This is a genomic window from Herbaspirillum sp. alder98, assembly GCF_020179755.1.
Classification (GTDB): Bacteria; Pseudomonadota; Gammaproteobacteria; order Burkholderiales; family Burkholderiaceae_D; genus Herbaspirillum.
In genome coordinates, this window is sequence record NZ_JAIUCY010000004.1 from 49,565 (window position 1) to 63,007 (window position 13,443).

Genomic DNA, 13,443 nt, shown 5'->3' on the forward strand with positions numbered 1-13,443 from the left:
TCCAGGCCTCAGGCGGCCGAGGTTTCGGTGGTCTTGCGGCCGAAGCGACGTTGGCTCCAGGCCCGCAGACGTTCCATGTACAGGTACACCACCGGGGTCGTGTAGAGCGTCAGCAACTGGCTCACCACCAGGCCGCCGACGATGGCAATGCCCAGCGGCTGGCGCAGCTCGGCGCCATCGCCCCGGCCCAGCGCCAGCGGGACCGCGCCCAGCAGCGCGGCCATGGTGGTCATCATGATCGGGCGAAAACGCAGCAGGCAAGCCTCGAAGATCGCATCGCGCGGCGACAGGCCGCGATTGCGTTCGGCGTCCAGCGCGAAGTCGATCATCATGATGGCGTTCTTCTTGACGATGCCGATCAGCAGGATCACCCCGATCAACGCAATCAGGCTGAAGTCGGTCCCGGTCAGCAGCAAGGCCAGCAAGGCGCCGACACCGGCCGAGGGCAGCGTGGAGAGGATGGTGACGGGATGGATCAGGCTTTCATACAGGATGCCCAGCACGATATACACCGCCAGCAGCGCCGTCAGGATCAATAGCGGCTGCGACGACAGCGACGACTGGAAGGCGTTGGCGGTGCCGGCAAAGGTGCCGTGCACGCTGGTCGGTACGCCCAGCGACGACATCGCCCGGTCGATCGCTTCAGTGGCGCGCGACAGCGAGACCCCTTCGGCCAGGTTGAACGACAGCGTCGAGGCCACGAACTGGCCCTCGTGGCTCACCGACAAGGCGGTCGTGGTCGGCGCGAAACTGGCGAAGGCGGCCAGCGGCACCTGGCGTGAAGCGGCCGTGGAAATGGTCTGGGCCAGGCCGGTATTGGAATTGAGCTTGCCGGCGGCCGACAGCGCCGGTGGCGTCGACAGGGTCGAAGTGGTCGGCGACAGGTTGCTCGACCCGGCCAGGCTGACGTAGGTGTCCTTCAATATCTCGGGGCTTTGCCAGTATTGCGGCGCGGCTTCCATCACCACGTGGTACTGGTTCATGCCGCTGTAGATGGTCGATATCTGGCGCTGGCCGAACAGGTCGGACAAGGTGGCGTCGATCAGCTGCGGCGTCACGCCGGCCCGGATGGCGGTCTCGCGGTCGATGGTGAGGGTGGTCTGCAGGCCATTGTCCTGCTGGTCGGTGCTGACGTCTTCGAGCTCCTTGAGCTCCGACAGGGCCTGGCGGATCTTCGGCTCCCACACCCGCAGCAGCGCCACGTCATCCGACTTGAGCGAAAACTCGTACTGCGAATCGCTCTGGCGGGCGCCGATGCGGATGTCCTGCACCGGCACCAGGAATACCCGCGCCCCAGCCACCTTGGCCAGCTTCACCCGCAGCCGGGCGATCACCTGGTCGGCCGAATCGCGCCGTTCGGACAAGGGCTTGAGCGTGACGAACATGTTGCCGCCATTGCGCCGCTGACCGCCGGTGAAGGCCACCACATCGGCCACCGCCGGGTCCTGCTTGACGATGTCGATAAACTCGGTGAGCTTGACCTTCATGGCCTGGAACGAGATGGCCTGGTCGCCACGGATGCCGCCGATCAGGCGCCCGGTATCCTGCTGCGGGAAGAAGCCCTTGGGGATCGCCTTGTACAGATAGACATTGAGCACGATGGTGCCCAGCAGGATCAGCATCATCAAGGGCGCCGCGCGCAAGGCCCAACCCAGCGAACGGCGGTAGGCCAGCAGCATGTCGTCGAAGACGCCTTCGATCTGCGCCATCAGTTTCTGCAGCAGCGGGTGACGCGCACGGGCGCGCTCTTCTTCACTGCGCGGGTCGTGCCGCAACAGCACCGCGCACATCATCGGCGTGGTGGTCAGCGAAATCACCAGCGACACCAGGATCGCCACCGACAGGGTGATGGCGAATTCACGGAACAGGCGACCGACGATGCCTTCCATCAGCAGGATGGGAATGAACACCGCAATGAGCGAGATGCTCATCGACAGCACCGTGAAGCCCACTTCACGCGCCCCCAGCAGGGCCGCCTTCACCGGTTTCATGCCGGCTTCGATATGGCGCGAGATGTTTTCCAGCACCACGATGGCGTCATCGACCACGAAGCCGGTGGCGATCGTCAACGCCATCAGCGACAGGTTGTCGAGGCTGAACCCGGCCAGGTACATCACGCCGAAGGTGCCGATCAGCGACACCGGCACCGCCACCGCCGGGATCAGGGTAGCCCGCAGATTGCGCAGGAACAGGAACACCACCATGATCACCAGCGCCACCGACAGGATCAGGGTGAACTCGGTTTCCTTGAGCGAGGCGCGGATGGTGGGGGTGCGGTCCATCACCACCTTCATGTCGATGGCGGCCGGGATCGAGGCCTGCAACTGCGGCAGCAGCGCATTGACGCTGTCGACGGTATCGATGATGTTGGCGCCGGGCTGGCGGTTGATGATCACCAGCACCGACGGCTTGCCATTGGACGAACCGTAGTTGCGCACATCGGCCACCGAGTCGCGGATCTCGGCCACGTCGCGCACCCGCACCGGCGTGCCGTTGCGGTACGACACGATCAGCGGCGCATATTCGGCGGCGGTGCCGGCCTGGTCGTTGGCATAGATCTGCCAGCTGCGATCGCCATCCTCCAGCAGGCCCTTGGGCCGGTTGGCGTTGGTGGCGGCGATGGCGGTGCGCACGTCGGCCGTGCCGATGCCGTATTTATTGAGCGCGGTCGGATTGAGTTCGATGCGCACCGCCGGCTGCGAACTGCCCCCTACGCTGACCTGCCCCACCCCGCGCACCTGCGACAGCTTCTGCGCCACGATACTGTCGGCGGCGTCGTACATCTGGCCCTGGGTCATGGTGTCCGAGGTCATCGCCAGGATCATCACCGGCGCATCGGCCGGATTGACCTTGCGATAGGTCGGGTTGCTCGGCATGCCGGTCGGCAGCAGGTTGCGCGCCGCATTGAGGGCCGCCTGGACGTCGCGCGCGGCGCCATCGATGTCGCGGGTGAGCGCGAACTGCAGCGTGATGCGGGTCGAATTCTGCGAACTGGTCGAGGTCATCTCGGTGACGCCGGCGATCGCACCCATGGCCCGCTCCAGGGGCGTGGCGACGGTCGCGGCCATGGTCTCGGGGCTGGCGCCGGGCATCGAGGCCGAGATCGAGATGGTCGGGTAGTCGACCTGCGGCAGTGGCGACACCGGCAGCAACTTGAACGCCACGATGCCGGCCAGTGCGATGCCGATGGTCAGCAGCGTGGTGGCGATGGGCCGCTGGATGAAGGGAAGCGAGATGTTCATCGCGCTTACACCGCCGGCGGCAGGGACGGCGAACGGCCATGGCCGTCATCGTCGTCATGTCCGGCATCGGCATTGCCGAAGCGCTGGCGCAGGCGGCGTGCCAGGCCATCGAAGGCCAGGTAGATCACCGGCGTGGTGAACAGCGTCAGCACCTGCGACACCAGCAGGCCGCCGACCATGGTGATGCCCAGCGGCTGGCGCAGCTCGGAACCGACGCCGGTGCCGAGCATCAGCGGCAAGGCGCCCAGCAAGGCCGCCATGGTGGTCATCAGGATCGGTCGGAAACGTAACAGGCAAGCCTGGAAGATTGCCTCGCGCGGGGTCTTGCCCTGGTGCCGTTCGGCCTCCAACGCGAAGTCGATCATCATGATCGCGTTCTTCTTGACGATGCCGATCAGCAGGATGATGCCGATGATGCCGATGATGCCCAGGTCGGTGCGCGAGATCATCAGCGACAGCAGCGCCCCGACTCCGGCCGAGGGCAGCGTCGACAGGATCGTGATGGGATGGATGTAGCTCTCGTAGAGCACGCCCAGCACGATGTACATGGTCACCACCGCCGCCAGGATCAGCCACAGGGTGTTCGACAGCGACGCCTGGAACGCCAGCGCCGCGCCCTGGAAGTTGGTCACGGTGGAGGACGGCATGCCGATCTCGAGTTCGGCTGCCTTGATGGCCTTGACCGCTTCGCCCAGCGCCGCGCCCGGCGCCAGGTTGAACGACACGGTGGCCGCCGGGAACTGGCCGATATGGTTCACCACCAGCGGCGCGGTGCGCTCGGTGACGGTGGCGATCGACGACAGCGGCACCTGGTTGCCGGCCGAGGTCACCAGGTAGATGCTGTCGAGCGCCTGCGGGCCGCGCTGGAACTCGGGCTTGACCTCCATCACCACCCGGTACTGGTTCGACTGGGTGTAGATGGTCGAGATCAGGCGCTGGCCGAAGGCGTTGTAGAGCGCATTATCGATGGCGGCGGTGGTAATGCCCAGGCGCGAGGCAGCGTCGCGATCGATCTGGATATAGGCCTGCAAACCCTTGTCCTGCAGGTTGGTGGCGACATCGGCCAGCTCCGGCACGCGTTGCAGGCGCTCGATCAGCTTCGGCACCCAGGCGCTGAGCACGTCGGGGTCGGCATCTTCCAGCGAGAACTGGTACTGGGTGCGCGAGACGCTGTCTTCGATAGTCAGGTCCTGCACCGGCTGCATGTACAGGGTCACTCCCGGCACTTGCCGGGCCAGTTGATGTTGCAGGCGACGGATCACCTCCGAGGCCGAGACGTCACGCGTGTCGTGCGGCTTGAGGTTGATCAGCATGCGGCCGCTGTTGAGCGTGGCATTGGTGCCGTCGACGCCGATGAAGGACGACAGGCTGTCGACCGCGGGATCCTGCAGCACCACCTTGGCCAGCGCCTGCTGGCGCTCGCCCATGGCGCCGAACGAGATCGACTGGGTAGCTTCGGAGATGCCCTGGATGACACCAGTGTCCTGCAGCGGGAAGAAACCCTTGGGCACGAACACATACAGCAACGCGGTCAGCGCCAGCGTGCCCACGGCCACCAGCAGGGTCAGCTTCTGGCGCTCCAGCACCCACTCCAGCATGACGCCGTAACGGGCGATGATGCGGTCGAAGAAGAGCTGGCTCTTGTGATAGAACCAGCCCTGCTGTTCGTCAGGCACATGGCGCAGCAGGCGCGCGCACATCATCGGCGTGAGCGTCAGCGAAACCACCGCCGAGATCAGGATCGACACCGCCAGGGTGACCGCAAATTCGTGGAACAGGCGGCCCACCACGTCACCCATGAACAGCAGCGGGATCAGCACTGCGATGAGCGAGAAGGTCAGCGAGATGATGGTGAAGCCGATCTGCTCGGCGCCCTTGAGCGCGGCCTGCATCGGCTTCATGCCCTCTTCGATGTAGCGCGAGATGTTTTCGATCATGACGATGGCGTCGTCGACCACGAAACCGGTGGCGATGGTCAGCGCCATCAGCGTCAGGTTGTTGATCGAGAAACCGGCCACGTACATCACCGCAAAGGTGCCCACCAGCGACAGCGGCACCGCCACGCTGGGGATGATGGTGGCCGGGATATTGCGCAGGAACACGAAGATCACCATCACCACCAGCATCACCGACAGCATCAGCTCGAACTTCACGTCCGACACCGATGAGCGGATGGTAGTGGTGCGGTCGGTCAGGATCTTCACGTCGATGGCCCCGGGCAGGCTGGCCTGCAACTGGGGCAGAAGCGTCTTGATGCTGTCGACCACGGCGATCACGTTGGCGCCGGGCTGGCGCTGGATGTTGACGATCACGGCCGGTTGCTCGTTGGCCCAGGCCCCCAGGCGCACGTTCTCGGCGCCGTCGACCACGTCGGCCACGTCGGAGACCCGGATCGGTGCGCCATTCTTGTAGGCGATGATCAGCTTGCGGTATTCGTCGGCCGAGCGCAGCTGGTCGTTGGCGTCGATGGTGGAGGCGCGCGTGGGGCCGTCGAAACTGCCCTTGGCCTGGTTCACGTTGGCGTTGCCGATGGCAGTACGGATATCGTCCAGGTTCAGGCCGAGGGCGGCGATGGCGCGCGGGTTCAGTTGCATCCGCACCGCTGGCCGCTGGCCGCCCGACAGGCTCACCAGGCCCACCCCGGAGACCTGCGATATCTTCTGCGCCAGGCGGGTGTCGATCAGGTCCTGCACCTTCGGCAGCGGCATGGTGCTGGAGGTCACCGCCAGCGTCAGGATGGGCGTATCGGCCGGATTGACCTTGCTGTAGACCGGCGGCATCGGCAAGTCAGACGGCAGCAGGTTGCCACCGGCATTGATGGCGGCCTGCACTTCTTGCTCGGCGATGTCGAGGTTGAGATCGAGATTGAATTGCAGCGTGATCACCGAGGCGCCGCCCGAACTGGTCGACGACATCTGCTTGAGTCCCGGCATCTGCCCGAACTGGCGCTCCAGCGGCGCGGTCACCGACGAAGTCATGACGTCGGGGCTGGCGCCCGGATAGAGCGTAGTCACCTGGATGGTCGGGTAATCGACCTCGGGCAGGGCCGACAGGGGCAACATGCGATAGGCAACGATGCCCACCAGCAGGATCGCCAGCATCAACAGGGATGTGGCGACCGGCCGCAGGATGAACTGGCGCGAGGGATTCATGCGGTGACCTTATTTGCCGGCAGGGGCTGGGGCTGCGCCATTGCCGCCTTGCTGGCGACGCATTTCCATCATCTTCTGGCGACGCTGGTCTTCCGGCAGTTTCTTGATCTCTTCGCCGAATTCGCCGGCGTCGATGCGACGGTTGAGCTCGGCCCAGCGCTTCTGGCGCTCTTCGGCCGTCATCTCGCCCTGCCCGCCCTGCCCCTGGCGCTTGCCATGCGGGCGCGGATTATCGGTCACCGGCTTGTTGGCCGGGTCATCGGCGCCGCCGCGCGTGACTGCCTCGACCTTGGCGCCTTCGCGCAGGCGGTCGAGGCCATCGATGACCACGGTCTCGCCGGCGGCCACGCCTTCGGTGATCGCCGTCAGGTCATCCTGCACCGCGCCGGTCTTGATGTTGCGCACGGTGACCGTGTTGTCCTTGACCACATACACGAACAGGCCCTTGGAGCCGCGCTGGATGGCGGCGGTCGGGATCACGACGGCGCCTTGCTCGGTATTGAGCAGCAGCCGGATATTGACGAACTGGCTGGGGAACAGCGCAAAGTCGGTGTTAGGGAATTGCGCCTTGAGCTTGACCGTGCCGGTGGTGGCGTCGACCACGTTGTCGATGGTCAGCAGGACCCCATCGGCCAGCTTTTTCTTTTGCTCGCGATCCCACGCCTGGGTCGGCAACTTGCGCCCGCTCTGCAACTGGCGCAGCACGCTGGGAATATTGTCTTCGGGAATACTGAAGATGGCCGTGATCGGCTGCAACTGGGTGATGATCACCAGCCCGTTGGTGTCGCCGGTGGTGATGTTGTTGCCGACATCGGCCTGCTTCAGGCCCAGGCGCCCGCTGATCGGCGCGGTCACCCGCGCAAACGACAGCTGCAGCCTGGCGCTGGCGAGCGATCCCTGGTCGGCCTTGACGGTGCCTTCGTATTGCTTGACCAGCGCGGCCTGGGTATCGACCTGCTGGCTGGCGATGGAATCCTGCGCCAGCAGCGTCTGGTAGCGCTTGAGGTCGATCCGGGCCGAATTGAGCAAGGCCTGGTCGCGTGCCAGCTGGCCCTCGGCCTGGGTCACCGCCACCTGGAAGGTGCGCGGATCGATCTCGGCCAGCAGGTCGCCGGCCTTGACCACCTGCCCTTCCTTGTAATGCAGCTTCTGCAATTGGCCATCGACGCGGGCGCGCACGGTGGCGGTGGCCGTCGGCGTCACCGATCCCAGCCCGTTGAGGTAGACATCCACATTCTGCACGCGGGCCTGCGCCACCCCGACCGGGGTCGCCTGCATCGCGAAATTGCCGCCGGGGCCGGCGCCGGGACGGCGCGGCCCCCCTGCGCCAGGAGGCCCGCCGGCGCCGCCCATGGCCGCCATCTGCTGCTGTTCGGCCTTCTTCTTGGTCCAGTATTTGACGCCCCCGCCGGCCACCAGCGCCAGCACGATGAGCCAGAACCACCAGCGCCGCAGGATGCTGCCTTTGGAGGTCGGTTTGGAAGGAGGTTGCTGCCCGGAATTTGCTGTATTTGTCATTTTTGAAAAACCAACGTACCTACGCTGAAATATCTCTGGCACTGCAATCAAGAACAGATTCTAGGCAGTGAAGGCTGGCAGTGTACCGAGCAAATGCCCTCTGCGCACGGGCAACAGCGGGGCAAATACCCGTCAAATGCGGGTCCGGTCGCAGCGGTCACATGAAAAAGCCCTGCGACCGAGGCCGCAAGGCTTTTGCTGTAACAACTGCGTGCTTACTTCGGGGCCGGTGCCGGGGCGTCGGCGCCTGGCTTGCCCGGGCCGTGCGGCGGGCCCTTGCGACCGTCATGGCCGTGACGCATTTGCTCGAAGCGACGATGTTCCATCTTCTCGAACTCGGCATCGAAGGTCTTTTGCTGCTCAGGCGACAAGGTGGCGTAGAACTCCTTGGTGGCGGCGATACGCTGTTCGGCGAAGCTCTCGCGCTTGCGGATCTGCTCCAGCTTCTTGTCCAGGCGTTCCGGGGTGGTCAGCTTGGCATATTCTTCCTTGCTGGGGCGGCCGGCAGGGTCGAACGGGGCCGGCTTGGTCTTGTCCAGGAACAGCTTCCAGCCAGCCTCCTGCGCGGCGGTGATCTTGAGCTTGTCGTGCAGTTGGGCCTGGTGCTTGGTGCGCATCTGCTCGAACTTGGCAATCTGCTCGGCGCTGGGAGCTCGACCGTGCGGGCCATCCGGCGGCGGCGGTGTCTGGGCGAACGCCGCCACGGTCACGGCACTGATGCTCACGGCGGCGATGCCGGCCAGGATGTGGGTCTTGATCTTCAACATGATTTGCTCCTTTGAATGTCGTGCTGTCTTTGCACGGTTCCCATTAAACCGGCGGCGTGTATCGCCAATCTTTCCCGAGCCGATGCATTTGTATCGTTTTGTATATGCGGGGGCCCGCCAGGTATCGTTTTATGTCCAACCGCCCCCTTGTTAAGAGGCGATACAAAGCCGTCATTACGGCCCGGGGTCTTTGGGCATAATGCGGTTGTGCTTTATCGAAGAGGGTTCTCATGGATACAAATACTCACATCCTGGTGGTCGACGATGACCGCGAAATCCGCACCTTGCTGGCCGAGTACCTCGACAGCAATGGCCTGCGCACGCTCACGGCCACCAATGGCGCCGAAATGCGCCGCACGCTGGAAGAATCCAAGGTCGACCTGATCGTGCTCGACCTGACCCTGCCCGGCGAGGACGGCCTGACGCTGTGCCGCAACCTGCGCGCCACCTCGAACGTGCCGGTGATCATGCTGACGGCGCGCGGCGAACCACTGGACCGCATCCTGGGGCTGGAAATGGGCGCCGACGATTACCTGGCCAAGCCGTTCGAGCCGCGCGAGCTGTTTGCGCGCATCCGCAGCGTGCTGCGCCGGACCCAGGCCCTGCCGCCCAACATGACCCAGGCCGATGTGGTGACGATGCGCTTCGCCCAATGGACCCTGGACCTGACCGCGCGCCACCTGCTGAGCCCGCAGGGCGTGGTGGTGGCGCTGTCGGGCGCCGAGTTCCGCTTGCTGAAGGTGTTTCTCGACCATCCCAACCGGGTGCTCAACCGCGACCAGTTGCTGGAGCTGACGCAGGGTCGCGAGTCCGATCCGTTCGACCGCTCGGTGGATATCCAGATCAGCCGCCTGCGCCAGAAGCTGGGCGATGATGCCCGCACCCCGGTGATCATCAAGACCGTGCGCAACGAAGGCTACGTATTGTCGACCGCCGTCACGGCCGAGGGCGCGGGACATTCGGCATGAAGAATTTCATCGGTTCCATCGGCAATCGCATGTTCGTGCTGCTGCTGGCCGGCGTGGTGCTGGCGGTGGTCGCCACCACCTGGCTGGCCACCAACGAACGCAAGAGCTCACTGCGCGAATTGCGCTTTGCGCACCTGGCCGACCGCATCGAGCAGATCGTCCAGGCGGTGGATGACATTCCGCCCGAACAGCGTCCGATCGTGCTGCAGGCGGCCGCCAACTTCGGTTTCGAAGCGCGCATGGTGGATGACATGAACGATGCCGTCGGCGCCAATGCCAGCGCCAGCCCGGTGCAGGAGATGCTGCAGGCGCGCCTGGGCGCCGAGCGCCGCATCGCAGTGCAGCGCGAGACCGAATGCGCGCCCCGCCCCGGGACCCGTGACGGTCCCCGGCGCGAGTCGTGCCGGGTGGTCTACGTCAGCCTGCACGACCACGCGCTGATGCGCCTGCGCCTGCACCAGCCGAGCGAGCCGCCGGTGCTGCGCGGACATGGCCAGGGCGGGCCTTACGGCTTGCAGTACATTGCGCTGTTCCTGATCCTGATCGCGATCCTGGCCTATCTGGTGGCGCGCATGGCGACCAGCCCCATCCGCAAGCTGGCGCAAGCCGCCACTGAGCTGGGCGGCGACATCGACCGCGCACCGCTGGCCGAGACCGGCCCTACCGAAATCCGCCGGGCGGCGCATGCCTTCAATGCCATGCAGGGCCGCATCCGGCGCCAGATCCAGCATCGCACCCACATGCTGGCCGCCATCACGCATGACCTGCAGACACCGTTGACGCGGCTGCGCCTGCGGCTGGAGAAGGTCGGCGATGACCAATTGCGGCAGAAGCTGATCGATGACCTGGCGGTGATGCAGGGGATGGTGCGGGAGGGGCTGGACCTGGCGCGCAGCATGGATTCATCCGAGAAGATGCAGGCGCTTGATATCGACTCGCTGCTCGACAGCGTCTGCGCCGACGCCGCCGATGCGGGCCAGGACGTGACCCTCACCGGCAGCACCCGCGCCTTCGTGCTGGCGCAGCCGGGCGCCTTGCGGCGCTGCCTGACCAACCTGCTCGACAACGCCTGCAAGTACGGCCAGCTGGCGCGGGTGTCGATCGTGCTGGAAGCGCAGCGGGTGGCCATTCGCATCTGCGACCAGGGTCCGGGGATTCCCGAGGCCGAGCTGGAGTCGGTGTTCGAGCCGTTCTACCGCCTGGAAGCCTCGCGCTCGCGCGACACCGGCGGCACCGGCCTGGGGCTGACGATCGCCCTCAATATCGCCGAGAACCACCATGGGCAACTGAAGCTGCGCAATCTGCCCGAGGGCGGCCTGGAAGTGTTGCTGGAATTGCCGGTGATGACGCCAGCGAAAAAATAAGCCGACCAAGACCAAAACCAAGCCCAAGCCCGATGCCGAAGGCGAGGCGGTCCGGCCTTCCCCATTCAGACCAGCCGGTGGCGCGGACCGAAAAGGGGGATCAGAAGGACAGCCGGAGCGAAGCGACTCTGGCCTTCCCCCCTTTTCGGTTCGTGCCACCGGGAACCCCGAAGGGGCTGGGTTGCTGGGGCGCCTTCTTTGCCCCTCTTTCTTGGCGTGCAAGAAAGAGGGTCCGCTGCCGGGCGGACTCCCGGCGCGCACCGTCGACCGAAGAGTGACAGGGTTTAAACCACTTCATCGGCATGCAGCAAGAGCAGACGGCCCAGGAGTGTCGAGCACGCGCGAACGTCGATACGCGGAGATGCGGCAGACACCGCTAAAGTCGCTGGGTACCGGCCTTCGCCGGCACGACGGGGGGACTTATAACTCAAGCCGGGGGTACTTATAACTCAAGCTCCGCCCAATCCCCCACCGCCGTCGCCCTGACGAAAGTCAGGGCCCAGCGACGTTAGTTACCGACCGAAGTAATTCAACCCCAATGCCGCATTGACCTCGGACATGGTCTGCGCCGCCACGGCGCTGGCGCGCTCGGTGCCGCGCTTGAGCATGGCCAGCACTTCGCCGCGGTCCTGGGCAAAATGCTGCCGACGCTCACGGATCGGCGCGATCAGCTCTTGCAGGATGCCCTCCAGGCGGCGCTTCACGACGCTGTCGCCCAGTCCGCCGCGACGGTAGTGGTCCTTGAGTTCTTCGACGGCGGCGCGATCGGGGTCGAAGGCGTCCAGGAACGTGAACACCACGTTGCCTTCGACCTGGCCCGGATCGGCCACCCGCAGGTGATTCGGATCGGTGTACATGCGGTGCACCGCCTGCTTGATCTCGTCCGCGCTCGACCCCAGCTGGATCGCATTGCCCAGCGACTTGCTCATCTTGGCCTTGCCATCGATGCCCGGCAGGCGCGCCATGTCCGACAGCACTTCCTTGCACTCGACCAGCACCTCGCGCTCGACCGTGGCGTTGAACTTGCGCACCAACTCATTGGTTTGCTCGATCATCGGCAACTGGTCGCTGCCCACCGGCACCAGTTGGCCCTTGAAGGCGGTGATGTCGGCGGCCTGGCTGACCGGATAGGTCAGGAAGCCGGCCGGGATGTCGCGCTCGAAACCGCGCAGGCGGATTTCTTCCTTGATGGTCGGATTGCGCTCCAGGCGCGACACCGTCACCAGGTTGAGCAGCACCATCGACAGTTCGTACAGCTCGCGCACCTGCGACTGGATGAAGATGGTGGTCTTGTCAGGGTCGATCCCGACGGCCAGGTAGTCCAGCGCCACTTCGAGGACGTTGTCGGTCACTTTCTGGTGGCGGCCGACGTTGTCGGTCATGGCCTGGGTATCGGCCAGCAGCAGGAACTGCTGCGCCGTCTCCTGCAATGCCACGCGCGACTTGAGCGAACCGATGTAATGGCCCAGGTGCAAGGGGCCGGTCGGACGGTCGCCGGTGAGCACCACGGGCCGGGTGGCCGGGGTGCTGGACGCGGGCTGAGCTGGCTGGGGATTCGTGTCGTTCTGGGACATGGTCATTCCTGGTCGTATCGATTATCTGGAACGCCACCGGACCGCGCGCAAAAAAGCCGCCGGAACCGGCGGCCTCACATTGTCAAACTGCGTGAAAACGGGCCGCCCAAGTCAGGCGCGCCACCAATGCTGGAGTTGTGCAGGTTGAAGTCGGAAAAGCATGGCCGCGAGTATAGCATCGCCGCCCGGGATGGTGCGCCGCACGCGGCGCGCGGCCAATAAAAAACCGCATCCGGAGATGCGGTCTGTCGGGCCGGCTTACCAGGCGCCCGGGGGTGGACCGTAGTAGGCCGGCGGCGGGCCGTAATAGCCCGGTGGCGGCGGCGGTGCGTAGTAGTAACGCCGCGGGTGATAGCTGTAGGTGGTGACGGTGGCCTGGCGCGGCTGCTCGACCTGGTTGCCCTTGCTGTACATGCACTGGGTATAGGTCATGTCGTAGCGCTGCTGCATCGAATAGTTGCCGCCGGCGGAGGCATTGCTGCCCGCAGCGCTGCCGACCAGCAAGCCGCCACCGGCGCCGATGGCCGCACCGGCGCCGGCATTGCCCGAGGCCGCGCCGATCAGGGCGCCGGCCACCGCGCCCACGGCGGTGCCGACGGCGGCGCTGTTGGCGGCATTGTTCTGGGTCTGCTGCGCCTGGCCGCCGATGGCTTCCTGGGCATAGGCCTGGCACTGCGCCTGCTCGGCGCGGAACTGCTCGTAGTTCTTGTCCTTGCCCGGCATCGCCATCACCGACGGGCCGGTCGGTACGCTCACGCAACCGCCCAGCGCCAGCAAGGCGCCCAGCGTGGCCACCGTGGTGGCTGTCTTGTAGATCGGTTTCACTTGTTGTCCTTTGACTGGGGGATCCGTACGCAC

Annotated in this window: 8 protein-coding genes; 2 read left to right on the top strand and 6 right to left on the bottom strand. The window is 65.3% G+C overall.

What is annotated here, in order from left to right; translation table 11 throughout:
- Positions 1–8: 8 nt before the first annotated feature.
- From LBW87_RS10770 to LBW87_RS10785, 4 genes are all read right to left on the bottom strand, one after another.
- The gene (locus tag LBW87_RS10770) at positions 9–3,242 is read right to left on the bottom strand and encodes an efflux RND transporter permease subunit (RefSeq protein WP_225201465.1); all 3,234 of its coding nucleotides are present in this window, start codon (positions 3,240–3,242) and stop codon (positions 9–11) included.
- Positions 3,243–3,247: 5 nt separating this feature from the next.
- On the bottom strand, positions 3,248–6,394 hold the full coding sequence (locus LBW87_RS10775; RefSeq protein WP_225201466.1) for an MdtB/MuxB family multidrug efflux RND transporter permease subunit: 3,147 nt from the start codon (positions 6,392–6,394) through the stop codon (positions 3,248–3,250).
- A gap of 9 nt (positions 6,395–6,403) precedes the next feature.
- Complete coding sequence (locus tag LBW87_RS10780; RefSeq protein ID WP_225201467.1) at positions 6,404–7,912, bottom strand: MdtA/MuxA family multidrug efflux RND transporter periplasmic adaptor subunit; 1,509 nt, start codon at positions 7,910–7,912, stop codon at positions 6,404–6,406.
- 215 nt (positions 7,913–8,127) lie between these two features.
- Positions 8,128–8,679: a Spy/CpxP family protein refolding chaperone gene (locus tag LBW87_RS10785; RefSeq protein ID WP_225201469.1), complete on the bottom strand. Its 552-nt coding sequence runs from the start codon at positions 8,677–8,679 to the stop codon at positions 8,128–8,130.
- Between the two features lie 230 nt (positions 8,680–8,909).
- On the opposite strand from LBW87_RS10785, the gene LBW87_RS10790 reads away from it, so the two are divergent.
- The gene (locus LBW87_RS10790; RefSeq protein ID WP_225201470.1) at positions 8,910–9,647 is read left to right on the top strand and encodes a response regulator; all 738 of its coding nucleotides are present in this window, start codon (positions 8,910–8,912) and stop codon (positions 9,645–9,647) included.
- A complete protein-coding gene (locus LBW87_RS10795) occupies positions 9,644–11,011 on the top strand; it encodes an ATP-binding protein (protein ID WP_225201471.1) in 1,368 nt (455 codons plus the stop codon). The genes LBW87_RS10790 and LBW87_RS10795 overlap by 4 nt, the downstream gene beginning before the upstream one ends.
- A gap of 512 nt (positions 11,012–11,523) precedes the next feature.
- Here the strand turns inward: LBW87_RS10795 and trpS are convergent.
- Positions 11,524–12,585 (bottom strand): tryptophan--tRNA ligase, encoded by a 1,062-nt coding sequence (trpS, locus tag LBW87_RS10800; protein WP_225201472.1) that lies wholly within the window; start codon positions 12,583–12,585, stop codon positions 11,524–11,526.
- Positions 12,586–12,843: 258 nt separating this feature from the next.
- The gene (locus LBW87_RS10805; RefSeq protein ID WP_225201473.1) at positions 12,844–13,410 is read right to left on the bottom strand and encodes a glycine zipper family protein; all 567 of its coding nucleotides are present in this window, start codon (positions 13,408–13,410) and stop codon (positions 12,844–12,846) included.
- Positions 13,411–13,443: the final 33 nt, after the last annotated feature.

Excerpts from the sequence above, each read along its gene's own strand:
- LBW87_RS10770 (WP_225201465.1), bottom strand. The coding sequence starts at position 3,242 with ATGAACATCTCGCTTCCCTTCATCCAGCGGCCCATCGCCACCACGCTG.
- LBW87_RS10775 (WP_225201466.1), bottom strand. The coding sequence starts at position 6,394 with ATGAATCCCTCGCGCCAGTTCATCCTGCGGCCGGTCGCCACATCCCTG.
- LBW87_RS10780 (WP_225201467.1), bottom strand. The coding sequence starts at position 7,912 with ATGACAAATACAGCAAATTCCGGGCAGCAACCTCCTTCCAAACCGACC.
- LBW87_RS10785 (WP_225201469.1), bottom strand. The coding sequence starts at position 8,679 with ATGTTGAAGATCAAGACCCACATCCTGGCCGGCATCGCCGCCGTGAGC.
- LBW87_RS10790 (WP_225201470.1), top strand. The coding sequence starts at position 8,910 with ATGGATACAAATACTCACATCCTGGTGGTCGACGATGACCGCGAAATC.
- LBW87_RS10795 (WP_225201471.1), top strand. The coding sequence starts at position 9,644 with ATGAAGAATTTCATCGGTTCCATCGGCAATCGCATGTTCGTGCTGCTG.
- trpS (WP_225201472.1), bottom strand. The coding sequence starts at position 12,585 with ATGTCCCAGAACGACACGAATCCCCAGCCAGCTCAGCCCGCGTCCAGC.